General features: G+C 74.9%; 14 protein-coding genes and 1 riboswitch. Of the genes, 7 read left to right on the top strand and 7 right to left on the bottom strand.

Annotated features, from left to right (window positions below):
• Positions 1–81 precede the first annotated feature (81 nt).
• Positions 82–1347: an HNH endonuclease signature motif containing protein gene (locus tag LIV55_RS09025; RefSeq protein ID WP_229299959.1), complete on the top strand. Its 1266-nt coding sequence runs from the start codon at positions 82–84 to the stop codon at positions 1345–1347.
• Between the two features lie 19 nt (positions 1348–1366).
• Here the strand turns inward: LIV55_RS09025 and LIV55_RS09020 are convergent, their stop codons facing one another.
• From LIV55_RS09020 to LIV55_RS09005, 4 genes are all read right to left on the bottom strand, one after another.
• Positions 1367–2869: a glycoside hydrolase family 15 protein gene (locus LIV55_RS09020; RefSeq protein ID WP_229300379.1), complete on the bottom strand. Its 1503-nt coding sequence runs from the start codon at positions 2867–2869 to the stop codon at positions 1367–1369.
• A 90-nt stretch (positions 2870–2959) separates the two neighbouring features.
• Complete coding sequence (locus LIV55_RS17200; protein ID WP_308012897.1) at positions 2960–3868, bottom strand: C40 family peptidase; 909 nt, start codon at positions 3866–3868, stop codon at positions 2960–2962.
• Positions 3869–3871: 3 nt separating this feature from the next.
• Positions 3872–4042, bottom strand: a riboswitch (cyclic di-AMP (ydaO/yuaA leader).
• Between the two features lie 108 nt (positions 4043–4150).
• Positions 4151–4873, bottom strand: coding sequence for an iron-dependent transcriptional repressor DtxR (locus LIV55_RS09010; RefSeq protein ID WP_123093701.1), 723 nt, complete (start codon positions 4871–4873; stop codon positions 4151–4153).
• Positions 4870–6114 carry an MFS transporter gene (locus LIV55_RS09005; protein WP_229299958.1) on the bottom strand — a complete coding sequence of 415 codons (1245 nt, stop codon included), beginning with the start codon at positions 6112–6114 and terminating at the stop codon, positions 4870–4872. The genes LIV55_RS09010 and LIV55_RS09005 overlap by 4 nt, the downstream gene beginning before the upstream one ends.
• A 64-nt stretch (positions 6115–6178) precedes the next feature.
• Here LIV55_RS09005 and LIV55_RS09000 point away from each other — a divergent pair, with 64 nt between their 5' ends.
• A complete protein-coding gene (locus tag LIV55_RS09000; protein ID WP_229299957.1) occupies positions 6179–6958 on the top strand; it encodes a hypothetical protein in 780 nt (259 codons plus the stop codon).
• On the top strand, positions 6955–8238 hold the full coding sequence (locus LIV55_RS08995; RefSeq protein ID WP_229299956.1) for a hydroxyacid-oxoacid transhydrogenase: 1284 nt from the start codon (positions 6955–6957) through the stop codon (positions 8236–8238). Before LIV55_RS09000 ends, LIV55_RS08995 begins: the two co-directional genes overlap by 4 nt.
• A gap of 15 nt (positions 8239–8253) precedes the next feature.
• Here LIV55_RS08995 and LIV55_RS08990 read toward each other — a convergent pair whose 3' ends face one another.
• Positions 8254–10245, bottom strand: a complete 1992-nt coding sequence (locus LIV55_RS08990) for an acyltransferase family protein (RefSeq protein WP_229299955.1) — start codon at positions 10243–10245, stop codon at positions 8254–8256.
• 46 nt (positions 10246–10291) lie between these two features.
• Between LIV55_RS08990 and LIV55_RS08985 the strand changes: the two genes are divergently transcribed.
• The 4 genes from LIV55_RS08985 (at position 10292) to LIV55_RS08970 (ending at position 16024) form a co-directional block, all read left to right on the top strand.
• Positions 10292–12295, top strand: coding sequence for an acyltransferase family protein (locus tag LIV55_RS08985; RefSeq protein WP_229299954.1), 2004 nt, complete (start codon positions 10292–10294; stop codon positions 12293–12295).
• An 84-nt stretch (positions 12296–12379) separates the two neighbouring features.
• A complete protein-coding gene (locus tag LIV55_RS08980; RefSeq protein ID WP_229299953.1) occupies positions 12380–13333 on the top strand; it encodes an LppX_LprAFG lipoprotein in 954 nt (317 codons plus the stop codon).
• Complete coding sequence (gene serC / locus LIV55_RS08975) at positions 13330–14454, top strand: phosphoserine transaminase (protein WP_229299952.1); 1125 nt, start codon at positions 13330–13332, stop codon at positions 14452–14454. The genes LIV55_RS08980 and serC overlap by 4 nt, the downstream gene beginning before the upstream one ends.
• A 4-nt stretch (positions 14455–14458) precedes the next feature.
• On the top strand, positions 14459–16024 hold the full coding sequence (locus tag LIV55_RS08970) for an ArnT family glycosyltransferase (protein ID WP_229299951.1): 1566 nt from the start codon (positions 14459–14461) through the stop codon (positions 16022–16024).
• A 165-nt stretch (positions 16025–16189) separates the two neighbouring features.
• On the opposite strand, the gene LIV55_RS08965 is transcribed toward LIV55_RS08970, so the two are convergent.
• Together LIV55_RS08965 and LIV55_RS08960 are read right to left on the bottom strand one after the other, a co-directional pair.
• Positions 16190–17473 carry an MFS transporter gene (locus LIV55_RS08965; RefSeq protein WP_229299950.1) on the bottom strand — a complete coding sequence of 428 codons (1284 nt, stop codon included), beginning with the start codon at positions 17471–17473 and terminating at the stop codon, positions 16190–16192.
• Positions 17474–17477: 4 nt separating this feature from the next.
• Entirely contained in the window at positions 17478–17849 is a 372-nt protein-coding gene (locus LIV55_RS08960) for a MarR family winged helix-turn-helix transcriptional regulator (protein ID WP_083968156.1), read from the bottom strand.
• Between the last annotated feature and the right edge of the window lie 243 nt (positions 17850–18092).

Below are 18092 nucleotides of genomic sequence, written 5' to 3'. Positions count from 1 at the left end.
GAGGTCCACGCAGGAGTCGACCGGCTTCTCGAGGCGATCGCTCGTGACGATCGCACGGCAGGTCGGGCACTGCGAGCAGACGTGGCCGAGGTCGAGCGGCTGGCGCGGCGCGTCGACTCCGCGCGGCTGCGCCTCGTCGCCCGCGCGGACTCCGTGCGCGTGGCCGAGCGCACCGGGCACACCGACACCGGGGCGTGGCTCGCGCAGACGACGAACGGCGACCGCCGGCCCGCCTCGCGCGACGTCCGCCTGGCCGCCGCCCTCAACGCACCGAGTGCCCCCGAGCCGGGCGACCCGACCGCCGGGGAGAGCAACGGGGTGCTGAGCCTCGTCGCTCCCCCGCCCGAGCCAGAGCTCGCGCAGACCGCGGCCGCTCTGGACGACGGGAGGATCAGCGCCGAGCACGCCCGCGTCATCACCAGCGCCATGGCCGAGCTGCCCGAGAGACTCGGCACCGAGGCACGGCGGCAGTGCGAGACGGAGCTGCTGCGCCTCGCCACCAGCCACGCCCCAGCGGTGCTGAGACGGCACGCCAGACGCGTCCTCGAGACCGTCGAGCCCGACGAGGACGTCGTCGACGCCCACGAGGAGTCCGTGCTCGCCGACGAAGAAGCACGCGCGGTCGAGGCGGCAGCCTTCTGGATCAAGGACAACTCCGACGGCACCATGACCGGCCACTTCACCGTCCCCTGGGCCAGCGGCATCATCCTCAAGAAGGTCATCGACGCCATGACCGCACCCCGTCGCAGGGCAACCAGCGGTGGCGCCGTCGGCACCGCACCCAGCGACCTCGCCACCCTCACCGGCGACACCCGCGTCGACCAGCTCGACTGGCAGCACCGACGCGGCCTCGCCCTGGCCGACCTCCTCGCCCGCATCCCCACCGACCACCTCTCCACCAAGATCGCCGCCACCCTGCTGGTCACCACACGACTCGAGGACCTGCGCGGCCAGCTCACCCGAGCCGGACGCACCGACGCCGGCGACCACCTCGACGCCGGCACCACCCGCCGCATGGCCTGCGCCGCCGGCATCATCCCCCTCGTCCTGGACGGCGCCTCCCAACCCCTCGACCTCGGCCGCCAACGCCGGCTCCACACCGAAGCACAACGCCTCGCCCTCACCACCCGCTACGACCAGTGCGCCGCCGACGGGTGCGACCGACCCTTCGCCTGGTGCGAGATCCACCACCTCGACCCCTGGGCACAGGGCGGCAGCACCGACCTCGACGACGCAGCACCACTGTGCGGACGACACCACCGCATGCTCCACGGACCCGACTGGCAGCACACCACCACCCGCAGACAGGACAGATCCGTCTCGATCCGCTTCTACCGACGGACGTAGAGCGATGGCGCGGCAGGGATCAGGCGGGGCCGAAGGGGGGTACCTGCTGGGCGAGAGGTACCGGCTGGGCGGGAGGTGCCGGCCGGGCAGGGGGCGAGGCCGCGGAGCCCGGGACGGGCGCAGAACCGGGCTGGGCGGGGGGCGAGCCCGGGACGGGCGCGGAACCGGGCTGGGCGGGGGGCGAGCTCGGGGCCGGCGCGGCACCGGGCTGGCCCTGGGGTGTGGTGGTGGCGAGGGTCTCGACCGCGAGCACGGAGACGGCGGCGGTCCAGGCGAGGGGTGCGGGGCCGGCGGAGGTGCCGTCGTGGAGGACCTTCTCGGGCAGGGAGCCACCGCGGGTCCGGTGCACGGCGAGCCAGCCGAGCGCGTCGCGGGCCTGGTCGTGCGAGTCCGCGGAGCTCGCCCAGGCGCCGGCGAGCAGGGCGACCTCCGGGGTCCAGGCGACGCCGTCTCCGCGCCAGTCCTCGCCCGGGGCGTAGCCGCCGTTGCTGCGGGCCATCCGGCGGCTGGCCGACTCCAGGGCGGAGCGCAGGCTCTCCTCGGCCCGGCCCGCGGCCCGGTAGGGCGGGAGCATGAAGGCGATCGACGCGTCCCGCGAGAGGCGGCCCCGCTGCCGCGGCCAGCCGGCGGCGCCGAAGACCTCGATCATCGCGGTCTCGAGACGCCGGGCGACCTGACCGCACCGGTCCGCGAGCTCGAGGTCTCCCTCTCCGCCGAGACGAGCGAGGACGAGCTCGGCGTGCTCGAGACCGACGAGGATCGGGGCGGCGGTGCCGAGGGTGAGGCGGGGGGCGTCGACCTCCCAGTAGTCCGGGCTCGGTCGGGGCAGGCCCGAGGCACGCACCTGGCCCAGGGCGAGCCGGGCGCACCGGCGCACGAGCTCTGCGACGTCGTCGCGAGCAGAGGACCCGAGCCAGTCGTCCACCGTGCGGCCGGCCGACCACAGGACCCAGCCCATCCCGTCGGACTGCGGGTGGCGCCCGTCGGGGGTGCCGCCGTCGGGGAGATAGCGGGCCTCGACGTGGTCGCCGACGACGAGCCGCGAGAGCGCGTGCATCTGGCGGACGGCCCCGGGTGCGTCGCCGAGTGCCTGGAGCGCGACCGCGACGTGCGCGGTGTCGCGGGGCCACGCGTAGCGCCAGCGGCCCTCCCAGCCGGCGACGGCGACGGGCAGCCCCCACGACAGCACCCACAGGTCGAGTGCGGCCTGGGTGAGCAGCCCGCCGTGCGGGCCGTCGAGGTCGAGCGGGACCCCGGCGAGCAGCGCGTCCTGGGCGTCGACCGCCTCCGCGGCGAGCGGGCCGTCGATCGTGCGTCGGCCCCTGACGAGCAGACCGAGCTCGCCGACCGAGACGTTGCGCCGCGACGCGCGCCACGGCTGCTCCCCCGTCGTGGCCACGGTCGCGCCGAAGGACAGCTCGCGCGCGCGTCGCTGCCCGTCGCGGTGGTCGTTGCCCGCGGCGGTCAGACCGAGCGCGAGCAGACCGCCGCCCCCGGCGAGGAGGCTGCGACGGCTGGGCACCGGCCCATGGTGCCAGGACACGCCGAAGGCCCCCGCCGGTGGCGAGTGTCTTCGAGCGTGTCGAGCGCGCTGGCGTCGAGCGAAGGGGTGTCAGCTCACCCGGCCGTAGCCGGAGACCCCGTCGAAGACCGGGCGGACCGAGACCGAGGACCCGGTACGCGGGGCGTCGATCATCTGGCCGTTCCCGACGTAGATGCCCACGTGGTAGGCAGGCGAGCCGAAGAAGACGAGGTCACCGGGCTGCGGGTTGCTCACCGGGGTGGTGGCGGCCTGCTGCTCGGTCGTCGTGCGCGGCAGCGACTTGCCGGCCTTGGCGAAGACGTACTGGGTGAAGCCCGAGCAGTCGAAGCCGGACGGGGTGGTGCCGCCGTAGACGTACGGGACGCCGATGTACTGCTTCGCGATCGAGATGACGTCGCCCGACGCGGCCGGGGCCTGCGTGGTCTCGGTCTGCTGCGTCGGCGCCGACTCCGTCGGGGTCTGCGTCGGGGTCTGGGTCGGAGCCGGCGTGCGCTCCTGCGAGCGACTGGCGCTCTCGTCCTCCTGGCGCTCCTGCTCGGCGGCGGCAGCCGCCTGCTCGCGCTCGCGCTCGGCCTGCTCGCGGGCGGCCTGCTGCTCCGCGGCGATCTCGGCGCGACGCTCCTGCACGAGGCGGACCATCCACGGCGGCGGGCCCTGGGGCTTCTCGACGGCGCCGACCGTCAGGGCGCCGAAGGTCTGCTGACCGGCGCTGGGGGTCGTGGTCTGCGGGGCGGCGACGGCGGGCACGGCCGCGACGGTGCTGACGTCGGCGGCGGCGACCTCCTGGCGACCCTGGTCGACGGGGGCGTCAGCGGCCGAGGCCGGGACGGCGACGGCGGCGATGAGCCCGCCGGACGCGGCGACGACGGCCGCGCCCTTGACGAGGGGGGTCGTCGCGTCGGAGACGATGGTGGTCAGCTCGGTGACGGGGTTGTACCGTCCGGCGGCGCGGTGGCGCCCGTGGCTGCGCTCGGTCACAGTGGTGCCTCTCGATGCCTACGAGGTGAGCTGTCGGGTTCGGGTGGAGGACACCCGGCCCAGCAGGACGCCGCGCGAGCGACGACCTGGAGGACTTCACCCCGAGGGGCGAGCACGCTCGCCCCGATGGTGGGTCCCCCGCTCCTGCCCGGTGGTGGAACCGGACGTCGGCACGGGGGCAGGACTCGGCGGTCCGTGTCGACGGTCCGTCCTCAGGGGGTGGACGGACTCCAGCACCGTACACACGACGTGAGCGAAAGTCACGTTCGGGTCACGGCAGTGTCACGAGATGGTCAGCGGCTCCGCCGGCTGGACGAAGACGTGGCTCGCGACGTCGCGGGGCAGCGACACCCCTTCGCTCTCCTGCGCGCCCTCGAGGACGACGACGACGCGGTCGTCCTCGTCGTCGCGCACGACGACCCGGGCGCCGGGACGGACCTTGGCCAGCGTGAGCAGCGGCAGCGCGGCCTCGTCGACCTGGACCGGCTCGCCGAGACGACGCACGACGAAGGGGCCGGCCATCGACCCGTCGACGACCTCGGTGAGGCTGCTCAGGCCCTCGCGGAACTCGTCGACCTCGGTCTCGCCGAGGAGCTCGTCGAGCCCGGGGATCGGGTTGCCGTAGGGCGACTCGCGGTGCTCGCCGAGCAGGCCGACGATCTTGCGCTCGACCCGGTCGGACATGACGTGCTCCCAGCGGCAGGCCTCCTCGTGGACGAACTCCCACTCGAGGCCGACGACCTCGGTGAGCAGCAGCTCGGCGAGGCGGTGCTTGCGCATGACCCGGGTCGCGAGGACGCGGCCGTGGTCGGTGAGGACCAGGCGGCGGTCGGTCCCGACGTGCACGAGGTCGTCGCGCTCCATCCGCGCGACGGTCTGCGAGACCGTCGGGCCGGAGTGGCCCAGACGCTCGGCGATCCGGGCGCGCATCGGAGGGATGCCCTCCTCCTCGAGCTCGAAGATCGTGCGGAGGTACATCTCGGTGGTGTCGACCAGGTCCTTCACGAGACCGATTGTGCCCGCTCTTCGGCTCTGGACCTATCGCGCAGGCGGCGCCGGTCCGCCCGCAGCACCCAGTACGTCACCCAGCCGGAGCCGACGAGACCGGCGAGGCCGAGCGTGAGGGCGGCGGCGGTGAGCGAGACGAGACCGGTGAGCGCGGCGACGGCGAGCGCGCCTCCGGCGTTGCCGATCTCGCCGCAGAAGCGCCACCCGCCGAGGAACTGCGCACGGCCGAGAGCCGGGGCGTTGTCGGCGCCGATCGTCATGACGATGCCGGCGCCCAGACCGTTGGCCGCGGCCATGCCGCACGCGACGACGACGAGCCCGACGAGGTCGGTGGCGAGCGGCAGCGCGATCATCGTCGCGCCGAGCAAGAAGCTCATCGGGCCGGCGATCGCGGCGCGGCCGAAGCGGTCCATCGCCCATCCGGCGGGGTAGACGAGGAAGAGCTCGACGACCCCGGCGACGGCGAAGACCGCCGAGCTCTGGGCGCCGTCGAGCCCGATCTGCGTCGCCCACAACGGCAGGATGACCAGCCGCGCCTGGCGCAGCCCGCTGATGACGAGCACGCCGAGGCCGAGGGTGAGCAGGACGCGGGAGTGCTCGCGCAGCACCCGAAGCATCGTCGGCGTGCCCTCCGCCTGCTCGCGGGCGGCCATCGCGCGCTCGTGCGAGCCGGTGATGTCGGGGGTCGACACGACGATCGCCAGCGACAGCGCGGCGAAGGCGACGGCCACGCCGAAGGCGCCCTGCAGCCCCGTCGCGGCGACGACCGCGCCGCCGACCGCCGGACCGAGGAGCATCCCGACGCGCAGCGAGCCGCCGAGCAGCGACATCCCCCGGGCCAGCCGGTCCGGCGGCAGGACGTCGATCATGAAGCCCTGGCGGGCGAGGAAGAAGACGCTGCTCGCCAGCCCGGTGACGAACATGCCGACCGCCATGAGCCACAGCGTCGGCGCGAAGCCGGCGACCGCGATGGCGACGACGTCGACCACACCGGCGAGGACGAGGGCGCGCCGCTCGCCGAGCCGGGCGACGAGCGCACCGCCGGGCAGGGCGCCGACGAGCTGGCCGACCCCGATGAGCGCGACGACGAGCCCGGCGGTCGCGAGCGAGGCCCCGAGGTCGTCGTGGGCCCGCAGCGCCGCGACCGGGAGCAGGGCACCCGTGGCCGCCCCGGTGGCGAGGGTCGGGCCGTAGGCCGGCAGCGCGATCCGGCGCCAGGCGAAGGGGGGCGAGGTCATCACCGGCATCGTCTCAGGTCGGGGGTCGCCGGACCGGTGTCGTCCGTCGCTAGGGTCGGTGACCATGACGCCGTCGTCCGCCCTGGCTCCCCCGTCACCCACCGTCGTCGACGCCGATCACCAGGGTCCGCCCGGGTGCGGCAACGGGGGGTGGGTGTGCGGTCTGCTCGCCGACCGCCTCGAGGCCCTCGCACCGGGGTCGGGCGAGCTGCCCGCCACCGAGGTGCGACTCGTCGCGCCCACGCCGGTCGGCCGGCCGCTGCGCTGGGAGGTCGAGGGACGGGCCGGTGACCGCGATGTCGCGGTGCGGCTCCTCGACGCCCACACGGTCCTCGGCGTCGCCCGGCCGGCACCCTCCCCGTCGCTCGACGTCCCTGACCCGGTCTCGCTCGAGCAGGCCCGCGCCGCGGCCGACGGCTACGACCTCACCGGGCACCCCTACCCCGGGTGCTACGTGTGCGGGCCGGACGCGAGCGCCGGGCTGCACGTCTACGCCGGCGCAGTCGCCGGACGTGAGGGCGTGCACGCGGCGCCGGTGACCCTGCCCGACGCCGAGCTGCCGACCGTCTTCGCCGCGCTGGACTGCCCGGGCGCCTTCGCCGTCGGCTTCGGGGTCGACGCGCTCCTGCTGGGGACCTTCGTCGCCGAGGTGCGCTCGCCCGTGCCGGTCGGCCGCGAGCTCGTCGTCATGTCGTGGGACGAGGGGCGCGAGGGGCGCCGTCGCCACTGCGGCACGGCCCTGCTCGACGGCGACCGCGTGCTCGCGAGCGCGGCGGCGACCTGGGTCGACGTCGGGCGGCGACGGATCCCTGGGACGGCCCCGGCGGCGGGAGGCGCGCGATGAGCGAGACCGTCTTCACCTACGCCGCGCCCGCCCTCAAGTACGGCCCCGGCGCGCTCGACGAGCTCGGGCACGACGTCGCAGGTCTCGGCGCGACCCGGGCGCTCGTCGTCACCGACGCCGGGGTGCTCGCCACCGGTCATCCCGAGCGGGCGGCGCAGTCGTTGCGGGCCGCAGGCGTCGAGGCGGTCGTCCACGACAGCGCCCGGGTCGAGCCGACCGACGCCTCCCTCCTCGCCGCGGTCGAGCGGGCCCGCGCCGAGGGCACCGTCGACGCGGTGGTCGCCGTCGGCGGCGGGTCGAGCATCGACACCGCGAAGGCGGTCTCGCTCATGCTCACCAACCCCGGCGAGCTCATGGACTACGTCAACCGTCCGGTCGGCGGCGGGCAGGCACCGAGCCGGCCCGTCCTGCCGGTCGTCGCCGTGCCGACGACGACCGGCACGGGCAGCGAGTCGACGACGATCTGCGTGCTCGACGTGCTCCAGGCGCAGGTGAAGACCGGCATCAGCCACGCCCGGCTGCGCCCCGTGCTCGCCGTCGTCGACCCCGACCTCACCCTGAGCCAGCCCGCCGGCGTCACCGCCGCCGCGGGCATGGACATCCTGTGCCACGCCCTCGAGAGCTGGACGGCGCGGCCGTACACGGGCTTCGCGGCGAAGCAGCCCCACGAGCGGGTGCCGTACTGCGGCGCCAACCCGATCGCCGACATGTGGTCAGAGCGCTCGCTGCGGCTGCTCGCCGGGTCCTTCCGCCGGGCCGTCGCCGACGGCTCGGACCGCGAGGCCCGGGGCCAGATGGCGCTCGCGGCGACCTTCGCCGGGCTGGGCTTCGGCAACGCGGGGGTCCACGTGCCCCACGCCGACGCCTACCCGGTCGCCGGCCGGGTCCACGACATCGGCTCGGACTTCCGGCCCGCGGGGTACGACGTCGACGAGGCGATGGTCCCCCACGGCATGGCGGTCGCGCTCACGGCGCCGGCGGCCTTCGCGCTGACCTTCGACGCCGACCCGCAGCGCCATCTCGCCGCGGCCGACTGGCTCGACCCGACCGGCGAGGTCACCACCGACGAGCCCTCCGCCCGGCTGCCCGCGGTGCTCACCGCGCTCATGCGTGACATCGGCATGCCGTCCGGCCTGGCCGAGGTCGGGTACGGCGAGGGCGATCTCGACGGGCTCGTCGAGGGCGCCCTGCAGCAGCAGCGCCTGCTCGCCACGGCGCCGCTCGAGGTCACCGGGGAGCACCTGCGCGGGGTCTTCGCGGCCTCGCTCCACCTGTGGTGACGACGGGCGAAGGGGTCAGCCCCGGGTCCGCCAGGCCTGACTGACCTGACCCAGCAGCCAGCGCCAGATCATCGGCGAGGCCTCGGGCGAGAAGTGCACGGCGTCGTCGTAGAGCGGCAGGCCCTGCACCTCCTCGGTGTACCCGTCGGCGCACACGGCGCCGTGCAGGTCGAGCAGGCGGGTGTCGGGGTGCGCCTCGACCCAGTCGCGCAGCAGCGCGTTGGTGCGCACCGGGTCCGAGTACTCGTCGAGGTACTCCGGCGTGGCCTCGCGGATCGCGTCGAACTCGTCGTTGCCGGGCCCCTTGGGGAAGCTGCGGCAGGTGACGGTGACGACGTAGAAGTCCCGGATGCCGGCCTCGCCCGCCCGCTCGTGCATCCGGTCGAGCTGGCTGAAGACCATCTGGGTGTGCCCCGGGTCGCCGAGACGCACGACGGTGCCGTCGGGCTGCTCGTGGGGCAGCGAGAGCAGCGTGCTCCCCCACACCGCGACCGCCTCGACGCCGGCCTCCTTCGCCCGCCGGGGCCACGAGTCCTTCGCCTCCTGGCACTGCGGCGTCGTCGCCTTGGTCTCGAAGGCGTTGACGAGCGGCGCGTCGAGCAGGTCGCAGCCCTCGTGGGCGAGGTTGACCGGCTGCGCGTCGGGGAAGAGCTGCTCCGGGAAGCGCTCGACGAGGTACCACGGCACGGAGTCGCCGACCATGCCGATCCGGGTCGGCGAGCCGGGCACGTACTCGGGCTGGCCCTGCACGACCTGCGGCGCGGCGTCCATCGTCGTCGGCTCGGCGGCGAGCGCCTCCTGGGTCGGGGCCCGCATGAGGGTCGCGCCGACGACGAGCGCGGGCACGGCGACGGCCGCGACGGTGAGCAGCACCGGCCGACGGGCGCGCGGCAGCAGGGCGCGCACGCCACCGCGCAGCACCGGTGCCTCGACGTAGCGGTCGCTGAGGTGGGCGAGCAGGGCGGTCAGGCTCAGGCCGACGACCGCGCTGAGCAGCACCTGGTCGCCGATGGGCGATGCGAGCAGGGCGACGTGCACCGGCCAGTGCCACAGGTACAGCGAGTAGGTCAGCCGGCCGACCTCGCGCACGGGCCGCCACTCGAAGACCGCGGCGATCGCCCGCGGCCGCGCCGGGTCGGCGATCCCGATGATGATCGCCACCGTGCCGAGGTTGGCCAGGAGCATCCCGCCGCGCTCCCACACCCACGACGAGTAGGGCCCGATGGAGAAGAAGGCGGCGACGAGGCTCAGCACGCCGACCCACGCGAGCGGCGAGACCCAGCGGCGCGGGACGCGGGGCACGACCCCGTCCCGCCCGGCGGAGAAGAAGGCGCCGAGCGCCGAGCCCATGAGCAGGGCCGAGACCCGCGTGTCGGTGCTGTAGTACAGCCGGGGGAAGCTCGCGCCGCTCGACGCGACGACCACGAGGTGCACGCTCGCGACCAGCGACAGCACGGCGAAGACGATGCCGAGCCGCTTGCGCGAGCGCAGGACGGTCATGAGGAGCAGGAGCACGAGCGGGATGAGCAGGTAGTACTGCTCCTCGATCGCGAGGGTCCACGCGTGGCGAAGGGGTGAGGGGTTGGCCTGGTCGCCGAAGTACTGGTCGCCCTGGACGACGAGACGCCAGTTCATCGCGAAGCCGAGGGTGGCCAGGACGTCGCCGCCGATGCGCCGGGCCTGCCCGGCGGGCGCGAGGGCCAGGGCCCACACGGTGATCGCGGAGACGACGAGGAGCAGCCCGGGCAGGAGCCGGCGGGCCCGGCGCTGGTAGAAGCGCCACGCGTCGACCCGGCCGGTGACCGCCCGCTCCTCGACGAGCAGACGGGTGATGAAGAAGCCCGAGAGGACGAAGAAGGTGTTGATCGCCAGCCACAGCCCGTCGGCGTGCGGCAGCCCGAAGTGCCCGACGAGGAAGAGGGCCATGAAGAGCCCCCGGAACCCGTCGAGGGCTGGGGTGTGGCCGTAGGCGGACCGGTACCGCCGCGGGCTCCTCGGGCCGGACATCGCAGCGATGCTACCCGCGGGTCAGGCGCTGCTTAGTCTGTCCTCCATGTCGCGGGCGATGGGGGTCATCAGGGCGGCGGTGAGCACCGACCGGCACCGTCACGGCTCGGCGTACAGCGCGCCCGTCGACGGCTACCGCGGGCTCTTCGTCCTCCTCGTCGTCGCCTACCACCTCGGTGTGCGCCAGCTCGGCGGCGGCTGGATCGGCATCAACCACTTCTTCGTCTTCTCCGGCTTCCTCATCGCCGGGATCCTCCTGCGCGAGCACCAGCGCTACGGCGACATCGACGTGCTGCGCTTCTACGCCCGTCGCGCCCGTCGGGTCCTGCCGGCGATGCTCCTGCTCGTCGTCGGCGTGCTCGCGGTGACGGCGGCGACCGGCTGGGGCGACCGGCGCCAGACGGCCGGCGACGCGGCCGCGACGGCGACGCTGTGGATCAACTGGCGGCTCGTGGCCCGCGACGACCAGTACTTCGACCTCTTCGCCGAGCCCTCCCCCCTTCGCCACGCGTGGACCCTCGGGGTGGAGGAGCAGTTCTACCTCCTCGCCCCCTTCGTCGTCCTCCTCGCGCTGAGGGTGCTGCGCACCCGGGCCCAGCGGGTCGGGCTCATGGTGGCGCTCGCCGTCGCCCTCGCCGGGTGGAGCCATCACCTCGTCGGCACCGACGTCAACGCCGCGCGGCTGTACTACGGCACCGACGTGCGGGCACAGGCCTTCGTCATCGGCATCGCCGCCGCCTTCTACTTCGCGCCGGACCGGCGGGGGCGACGGCCCGAGCTGCCGCTGGCCGTCTCGCACGCCATCGGGTGGATCGGCACGGCCGTCTCGCTCGCCGCCTTCTTCGTGCTCGACGAGACCTCGATCGGGGTCTTCGCCGGCGGCGGGATGCTCGTCTTCGCCGTCGCCGCGGCCCTCATGGGCGTCTCGGCGCTCGACCCCCGCCCGATGCTGCTCAACCGGGTCATCTCCGTGCCGCCCCTCGTCCACCTCGGGCAGGTGTCCTACGGGCTCTACCTCTTCCACTGGCCGATCGGGCTGTGGTGGCAGCGCCTCGACCTCCACCCGGTCGTCTCGGGCGTGACCGCCTTCGCCCTCAGCTGGGTGCTCGCCGTCGCCTCGTACCGCCTCGTCGAGATGCCGGTGCTCACCGGCGGGCTGCGCCGGGTCCTGCGCCGACGCGGGCTCTCCGCGACCGCCGTGACGACCGGCGCCGTCGCGGCGGTCACCGCCGTCGCCCTCGTCATGGCCGCCCGCACCCCGGCCCTGGAGGACCAGCCGTGGGACGGCCGCCCGATCGACGCCGCCCTCACCTGGCGAGATCCGGCCGAGCCGCTGCGCGTCGCCGTCGTCGGCGACTCGGTGCCGGCGAGCCTGCTCTCGGGGTGGGACCCCGGTCGCTACCGCGGGCTCGAGGTGCTGCGCTACGCCGAGTACGGCGGGTGCAGCGCGACCCCGGTGACGATGCAGGTGCTCGACCGGCAGGTGCCCGAGTCGCCGGTCTGCGCGTCGTGGCGCCAGCTGTGGCCGCGCGAGGTCCGCGAGAAGGGCGCCGACGTCGTCCTCGCACCCGCCGGGCTGCGCTTCGTCCTGCCGACCGTCGTCGACGGCGAGGTCGTGCCCCCGCGCTCGGAGCAGCTGCGCGGGCTCGTCGAGGCCGATCTCGACGCGATGCGAGAGCAGACGGAGCGCTCCGGGGCTGAGCAGCTCGATATCCTCAACGTCCCCTGCCGGGTCCTCGACGGCTCGAGCCAGCCGCGTCAGCAGCTCGAGCAGATCCGCGCGCAGCTCGGCATCACCGACGGCGAGCTCGTGCTCGACCCGACATGGGTCAACGGCGTCATCGACGACTGGGCGGCGCGGCAGGGCGATGACGGCCCGCGGGTCACCGTGCTCGACCTCGACGCCCAGCTGTGCCCCGGCGGGCGCCACCAGCGGGTCGTCGGCGGGGCGCTGCTGTACGAGGAGGGCGTGCACTTCACCCCCGAGGGTGCGCGCGCCGTGTGGTCCTGGCTCGCCCCGGCCGTCGTCGAGGCGGCCGGCGAGCGCTGAGCGCGCCCCGGGCATGATGTGGGACGAGATCGACCCGCCCCCGCCCGCTCGGGCACAGTGGGGCCGACCACCGATGGAGGCGAGATGACCCGCGAGCACGCGCACCGGCACCGGCGCGCCGCCCGGCACGCCCTCCCGGCACTCGCCGGGGCGGCGGTCCTCGGCCTGCTCGGCGGCTGCGCCCTGCCGACCGACCCCGCCCCCACCGCGGGCGACAGCTCGACCCCGACCGACCCCGTCCCGTGGGAGACGAGCAGCTCGTCGGGCGGCAGCTCGTCGGGCGGCAGCTCGTCGGGCGGCAGCTCGTCGGGCGGCAGCTCGTCCGGCACGAGCAGCCCCTCGAGCCGCACGAGCACGAAGGGGGCGACCCCCACCTCGCGCAGCGGGACCGGCACCTCGACCTTCCCCTCCCCCTCGAGCACCGGCGAGAGCGTCGACCGCGACGACTTCGTCGAGCGGGTGCGGCGCGGGCTGCGCGACAGCCCGAGCGCCGAGGTGCAGGCCGAGGTCGAGCTCGGCGGCACGACCGTCGAGGCGACCGGCGCCCAGGACCTCGACGCCGACGCGCTCGAGATGACGGTGAGCGCCGACACCCTCACCTTCGACTACCGCGCCGTCGACGACCGCTACTTCCTCGCCCAGCCTCCGCGCTGGGTCGAGATCGACCCCGACAGCGCCGACTCGACGGTGCGCGCCACCCTCGACCAGATCCAGCTGCTCTCGCTGCAGCGTCAGCTCGACGGCTTCCTCGGCGGGGTGACGAGCGTCGGCGAGCAGGGCAGCGAGGACGTCGACGGCGAGGAGGCGACCCGCTACACCACGGTCGTCGACACCGAGCGCGCCCGCGACGCCGTGGGCGGCGACCCGCTGCCGACGACCTCCGACCAGCTCCTCTACGACGTGTGGCTCGACGAGGACGACCTCATCCGCAAGCTCGTCGTCGACCTCGACGGCACCACGGTGACCCTGCGGGCAGACCGCTGGGGCGAGCCCGTGGACATCCAGACCCCCGACGCCTCGGAGATCGTGCAGCAGTGACGACCATCCCCGCCCACCTCCTGCCCCGCGACGGCCGCTTCGGCTCCGGCCCGAGCAAGGTCCGCCAGGCCCAGGTCGACGCGCTCGCCGCAGCCGGCGCCACCGGCGGCCCCGGCCCGGCCCTGCTCGGCACCTCGCACCGCCAGGCCCCGGTCCGCGAGCTCGTCGGCTCCGTGCGGGCCGGCGTCGCCGAGCTCCTCGGCGCCCCCGACGGCTACGAGGTCGTCCTCGGCAACGGCGGGTCCACCGCCTTCTGGGAGGTCGCCGCCTTCGGCCTCGTCCACGAGCGCGCCCAGCACTGCGTCTTCGGCGAGTTCTCCTCGAAGTTCGCCGAGGTGACGCGCTCCGCCCCCTTCGTCGGCGAGCCGAGCGTCGTCTCCGCCGAGCCCGGGTCGATCGCCCGGCCGGTCGCGCAGGACGGCGTCGACGTCTACGCCTGGCCGCACAACGAGACCTCGACCGGTGCGATGGCCCCCGTCGAGCGGCCCGAGGGCACCGACGGCGCGCTCGTCCTCGTCGACGCGACCTCGGCCGCGGGCGGCGTCGCCGTCGACCTCGCGCAGAGCGACGTCTACTACTTCGCGCCGCAGAAGTGCTTCGCCTCCGACGGCGGCCTGTGGCTCGCGGTGCTCAGCCCGGCCGCCCTCGAGCGCGCCGAGCAGGTCCGCGCGTCGGGCCGCTGGGTGCCGCCGAGCCTCGACCTCGTCACGGCGGTCGAGCAGTCGCGCAAGGACCAGACGTACAACACCCCGGCGATCGCCACCCTCGTCATGCTCGACGCCCAGCTGCGCTGGCTGCTCGAGCAGGGCGGGCTCGCCTGGGCCGACGCCCGCACCCGCGAGTCCTCCGGGCTGCTCCACGCGTGGGCCGACCGGCGCGAGGAGGTCACCCCCTTCGTCACCGACCCGGCGCACCGCTCGCAGGTCGTGACGACCCTCGACCTCGCCGAGCACGTCGACGCGGACGCGATCGCGACGACCCTGCGCGAGCACGGCGTCGTCGACGTCGACCCGTACCGCAAGCTCGGGCGCAACCAGCTGCGGGTCGCGACCTTCCCCGCCGTCGAGCCCGACGACGTCGCGGCGCTGATCGCGTGCCTGGACCACCTGCTCGACCGCTGAGTCGGTGAGCCTGCCGCACGCGGGCGGTCACGGCGGTGTCCGGCCGCGACACCTCCTGCTGCTCCTCGTGAGCCTCGCCGGGGTCGTCATGGCCACGTGGCGCCTCGGGGTCGCCTCGACCCGCGGCGACGAGATCTACTACCGCGACGCCGCGCTGGACCACCTCGCCGGCGACTGGCTCGCCAACGCACAGCACCCGCCGCTCGCCAAGGAGCTCATGGCGCTGTCCATGGGGGTGCTCGGCGACGGCACGATCCCCGGCCGGCTGCCGGCGGCGACGTGCGCCTGGCTCACCGGCTTCGTCGTGGCGGGCCTCGTGTGGGAGGTCACCGGCCGGACGAAGGGGGGTGTCCTCACCGGCGTCGGGGCGGCCCTGCTGTGGTGGCTGCTCCCCTTCGAGCCGGCGCGCATGGCGACCCTCGAGGCGCCGCTCGCCCTCTTCGTCGCGCTCGCGACCTGGGCCTGGCTGCGCGCCCGCGTGGGCTGGTCGTCGTGGTGGTTCCTCCTCGGCGGCGCCGCCGTCGGGCTCGCCGTCGCGACGAAGCTCACGGGCGCGCTCGCCGTCGCCGGGCTGCTGCCGGTGCTGCTCCTCGGCGTCCGCGACCGGCGCGACCCGGCCGTGCTCAGCAGGCTCGACCCCCGCGCCCGCCGACGCCTCGACCGGCTCGCGACAAGACCGGTGCGGCGGACCGTGACCGCGCTCGCCGTCGCGGCCGTGGGCGCGCTCGCCGCCTGGGCCGCGTGCTACCTGCCGCTCGGCGGCGATGCGCTCGAGGCCGTGCGCACGTCGGTGACCTTCCAGGCCGAGCACGCCGCCCAGGGCCACGCCCACCCGGTCGCCGGGCGAGACCAGCTCTTCCCGCCGTGGTGGTCGGGTTGGTGGTATCAGGCGCAGCACCTCGGGCCGGTGGCGACGACGGCGCTGTGGGCGCTCGCGGTCGCCGGCGCCGTGCGTCACCGTCGGCGCAGCACCCCGGTGGTCGCCACGCTCGCGGCGAGCGCCCTGGCCCTCGCCGTGTCACCGCTGCAGCTGCCCCACTACCAGTACGTGTGGTGGCCGACCCTGCTCGTCCTCGGGGCCGCCGCCTGGGTCCCGGGGCCGGGCGCGACCGCTCCCCGGCGCGCGCCGTGGGCGCCGAGGGTGGCCTCGGCCCTCGCGCTCGCCCTCACCCTGCCGGTCGCCGGCGTCGCCGCCCAGCACGTGCGCGGGGTGCTCACGCTCGAGGTCGACGACTACCGGGCAGCCGCGCTGCTCGTCGAGCGCTCGGTGCCGGAGCAGACCCCGGTGACGGTGTGGGCGCAGATGCGGGCGGTGCGGCTCGGTCTGCCCACCCAGGAGCTGTCCACCCGCCTGCCTGCGGACGCCAACCCCGCGGTGCTCGTCGTCGACCTGCAGTGGGCCCAGCGCAAGGGGCTCGACCTCGCGCTGTGGGAGCGCTGCCGCTCGGCGCAGTACGACCGGCAGCCGCTCGGCGCGGTCGTCGTGTACGTCCGCGACGACTCGGTGCAGGCCGACCCGTCCGGGGGTCTGCCCGAGGGCTGCGAGGCACTGCCCCGCCAGGGCGGCTGACTCCCCCGTCGCCTGCGCTGCTGGCCCCGTCGCCGGCGCGACGGGCTCTCCCTTCGCCCGTGCGGACGAGGAGGAGCCGCACGGGTCAGAGCAGGGCGCCGGCCGCGACGGCGAGGACGAGGGCGAGCAGGACGACGATCGTCGTCGTGCGGCGGACCTTGGGGCTCACTTGGCTGCCTCCGGCATGATCTGGGTCGGACGGACGGTCACGCGCACGTGGGGACGCCGCTGCGACTCGTAGCTCACGGTGACATCCTCTCGCCTGATGAGCCAGGCCGACACCGCGACGAGGGTGAGACCGACCGCGGCTGCGCCGATGCCGATCGTCCACCGCGGGCCGAGGACGTCGCCGATCCAGCCGACGAGCGGCGCGCCGAGCGGGGTGCCGCCGAAGAAGATCGCCATGTACAGCGCCATGACGCGGCCGCGCATCGAGGGCTCGGTGCGCATCTGCACCATCGCGTTGGCCGTCGTCATCGCCGTGAGCGCGCTCAGCCCGCAGGCCGCGAGCGCGATGGCGAAGGTGAGATAGCTCGGGGCCACCGCGGCGGCGCCGGAGGCGACGGTGAAGCCGACGAGCGCGAGGAGCAGCACCCGCAGGCGGGGCTCGCCGCGGCGAGCGGCGAGCAGCGCGGCCGACAGCGAGCCCACCGCCATGACCGAGCCGAGCAGGCCGTACTCCTGCGAGCCCTTGTCGAAGACCTGCGTGGCCATGAGCGCGATCGTCAGCTGGAAGTTCATCCCGAAGGTCCCGAGCACGAAGATCAGCACCATGACGAGCTTGATGTCGGGGCGGCTGCGCACGTAGCGCAGGCCCTCGACGACCGACCCGCGGCGGGCCGAGCGCGGGGCGGGGGTGAGCTCGGAGGGGCGCATGAGCAGCAGCGAGGCGATGACGGCGGCGAAGGTCACCGCGTTGGCGAGCATCGTCGGGCCCGAGCCGATCGCGGCGATCGTCAGACCGGCGACACCGGGGCCGACGAGCCGGCCGAGGTTGAAGGAGGCGCTGTTGAGCGCCACGGCGTTGGCGAGGCGCTCGGCGGGCACCATCTCGCCGACGAAGGTCTGGCGCGCCGGGTTGTCGAAGGCGGTCGCGACCCCGGTGAGCAGCGCGAGCAGGTAGAAGTGCCACAGCTGGGCGGACCCGCTCACGACGAGCAGACCGCCGATGAGGGCGCTGAGGCCGAGCGTGGCCTGCGCCATGAGGATGAGGGCGCGCTTGGGCATGCGGTCGGTGACCGCACCGGTCCACGGGGCCAGGAGGAGCATCGGGGCGAACTGCAGCCCGGTGACGATGCCCAGCGCCGTCGCGGAGTGGTCGGTGAGCTCGGTGAGCACGACCCAGTCCTGGGCGACACGGCCCATCCACGTGCCGACGTTCGACACGAGGGCACCGGCGGCCCAGATGCGGTAGTTGCGGATCGACAGGGAGGCGAAGGTGGGGCTCACCGGCTCACCTCGCCGCGATCTCGGCGAGGATCTTCGCGGCGTCGGCGAGGGTGGCGCGCTCCTGCGCGCTGAGCTCGGCGACGCGGGCGACCATCCAGGCGTCACGGCGGGCGCGGGTCGCGCGCAGGACCTCTCGGCCCTGGGCGGTGATCGTCACGAGCACCTGCCGGCCGTCGTCGGGGTGCGCGGCGCGCTCGGCGAGGCCGTCCTCGACGAGGCAGCCGACGGTGCGGGTCATGCTCGGCGCCGACACCTTCTCGATGTCGGCGAGCGCACGGGGGGTGAGCGGTCCGTCCTCGATGCGGGACAGGACGGAGAACTGGTGGGGTGCGACCTCGTGGTCGCTCTCGAAGCGGACGCGTCGGCTGATCCTCATGCAGGCCAGTCGAAGGTCCTCCGAGAGCCGCCGGGTGGCGGCTGCTTCCTTCGTCGGCACGGGGCTCCCTTCGTCAGGTACTTAGCATAACTCATTACCTGTGCTAAGCATTCTAACGAGGGCCACCCCCCTTCGCCCGGTCGGGGGGGGGGGGGGGGGGGGGGGGGGGGGGGGGGGGGGGGGGGGGGGGGGGGGGGGGGGGGGGGGGGGGGGGGGGGGGGGGGGGGGGGGCGCGGGGGCGCC

Origin of the sequence: Janibacter melonis (assembly GCF_020567375.1) — a bacterium.
In the GTDB taxonomy this organism is placed as follows: Bacteria; Actinomycetota; Actinomycetes; order Actinomycetales; family Dermatophilaceae; genus Marihabitans; species Marihabitans melonis.
This window is presented reverse-complemented; position numbering and strand designations above follow the sequence as displayed.

Coding starts and splice junctions, on each gene's coding strand:
- LIV55_RS08990 (WP_229299955.1), bottom strand. CDS start 10,245: ATGTCCGGCCCGAGGAGCCCGCGGCGGTACCGGTCCGCCTACGGCCAC.
- LIV55_RS08985 (WP_229299954.1), top strand. CDS start 10,292: ATGTCGCGGGCGATGGGGGTCATCAGGGCGGCGGTGAGCACCGACCGG.
- LIV55_RS09005 (WP_229299958.1), bottom strand. CDS start 6,114: ATGACCTCGCCCCCCTTCGCCTGGCGCCGGATCGCGCTGCCGGCCTAC.
- LIV55_RS08995 (WP_229299956.1), top strand. CDS start 6,955: ATGAGCGAGACCGTCTTCACCTACGCCGCGCCCGCCCTCAAGTACGGC.
- LIV55_RS08980 (WP_229299953.1), top strand. CDS start 12,380: ATGACCCGCGAGCACGCGCACCGGCACCGGCGCGCCGCCCGGCACGCC.
- LIV55_RS09000 (WP_229299957.1), top strand. CDS start 6,179: ATGACGCCGTCGTCCGCCCTGGCTCCCCCGTCACCCACCGTCGTCGAC.
- LIV55_RS08960 (WP_083968156.1), bottom strand. CDS start 17,849: ATGAGGATCAGCCGACGCGTCCGCTTCGAGAGCGACCACGAGGTCGCA.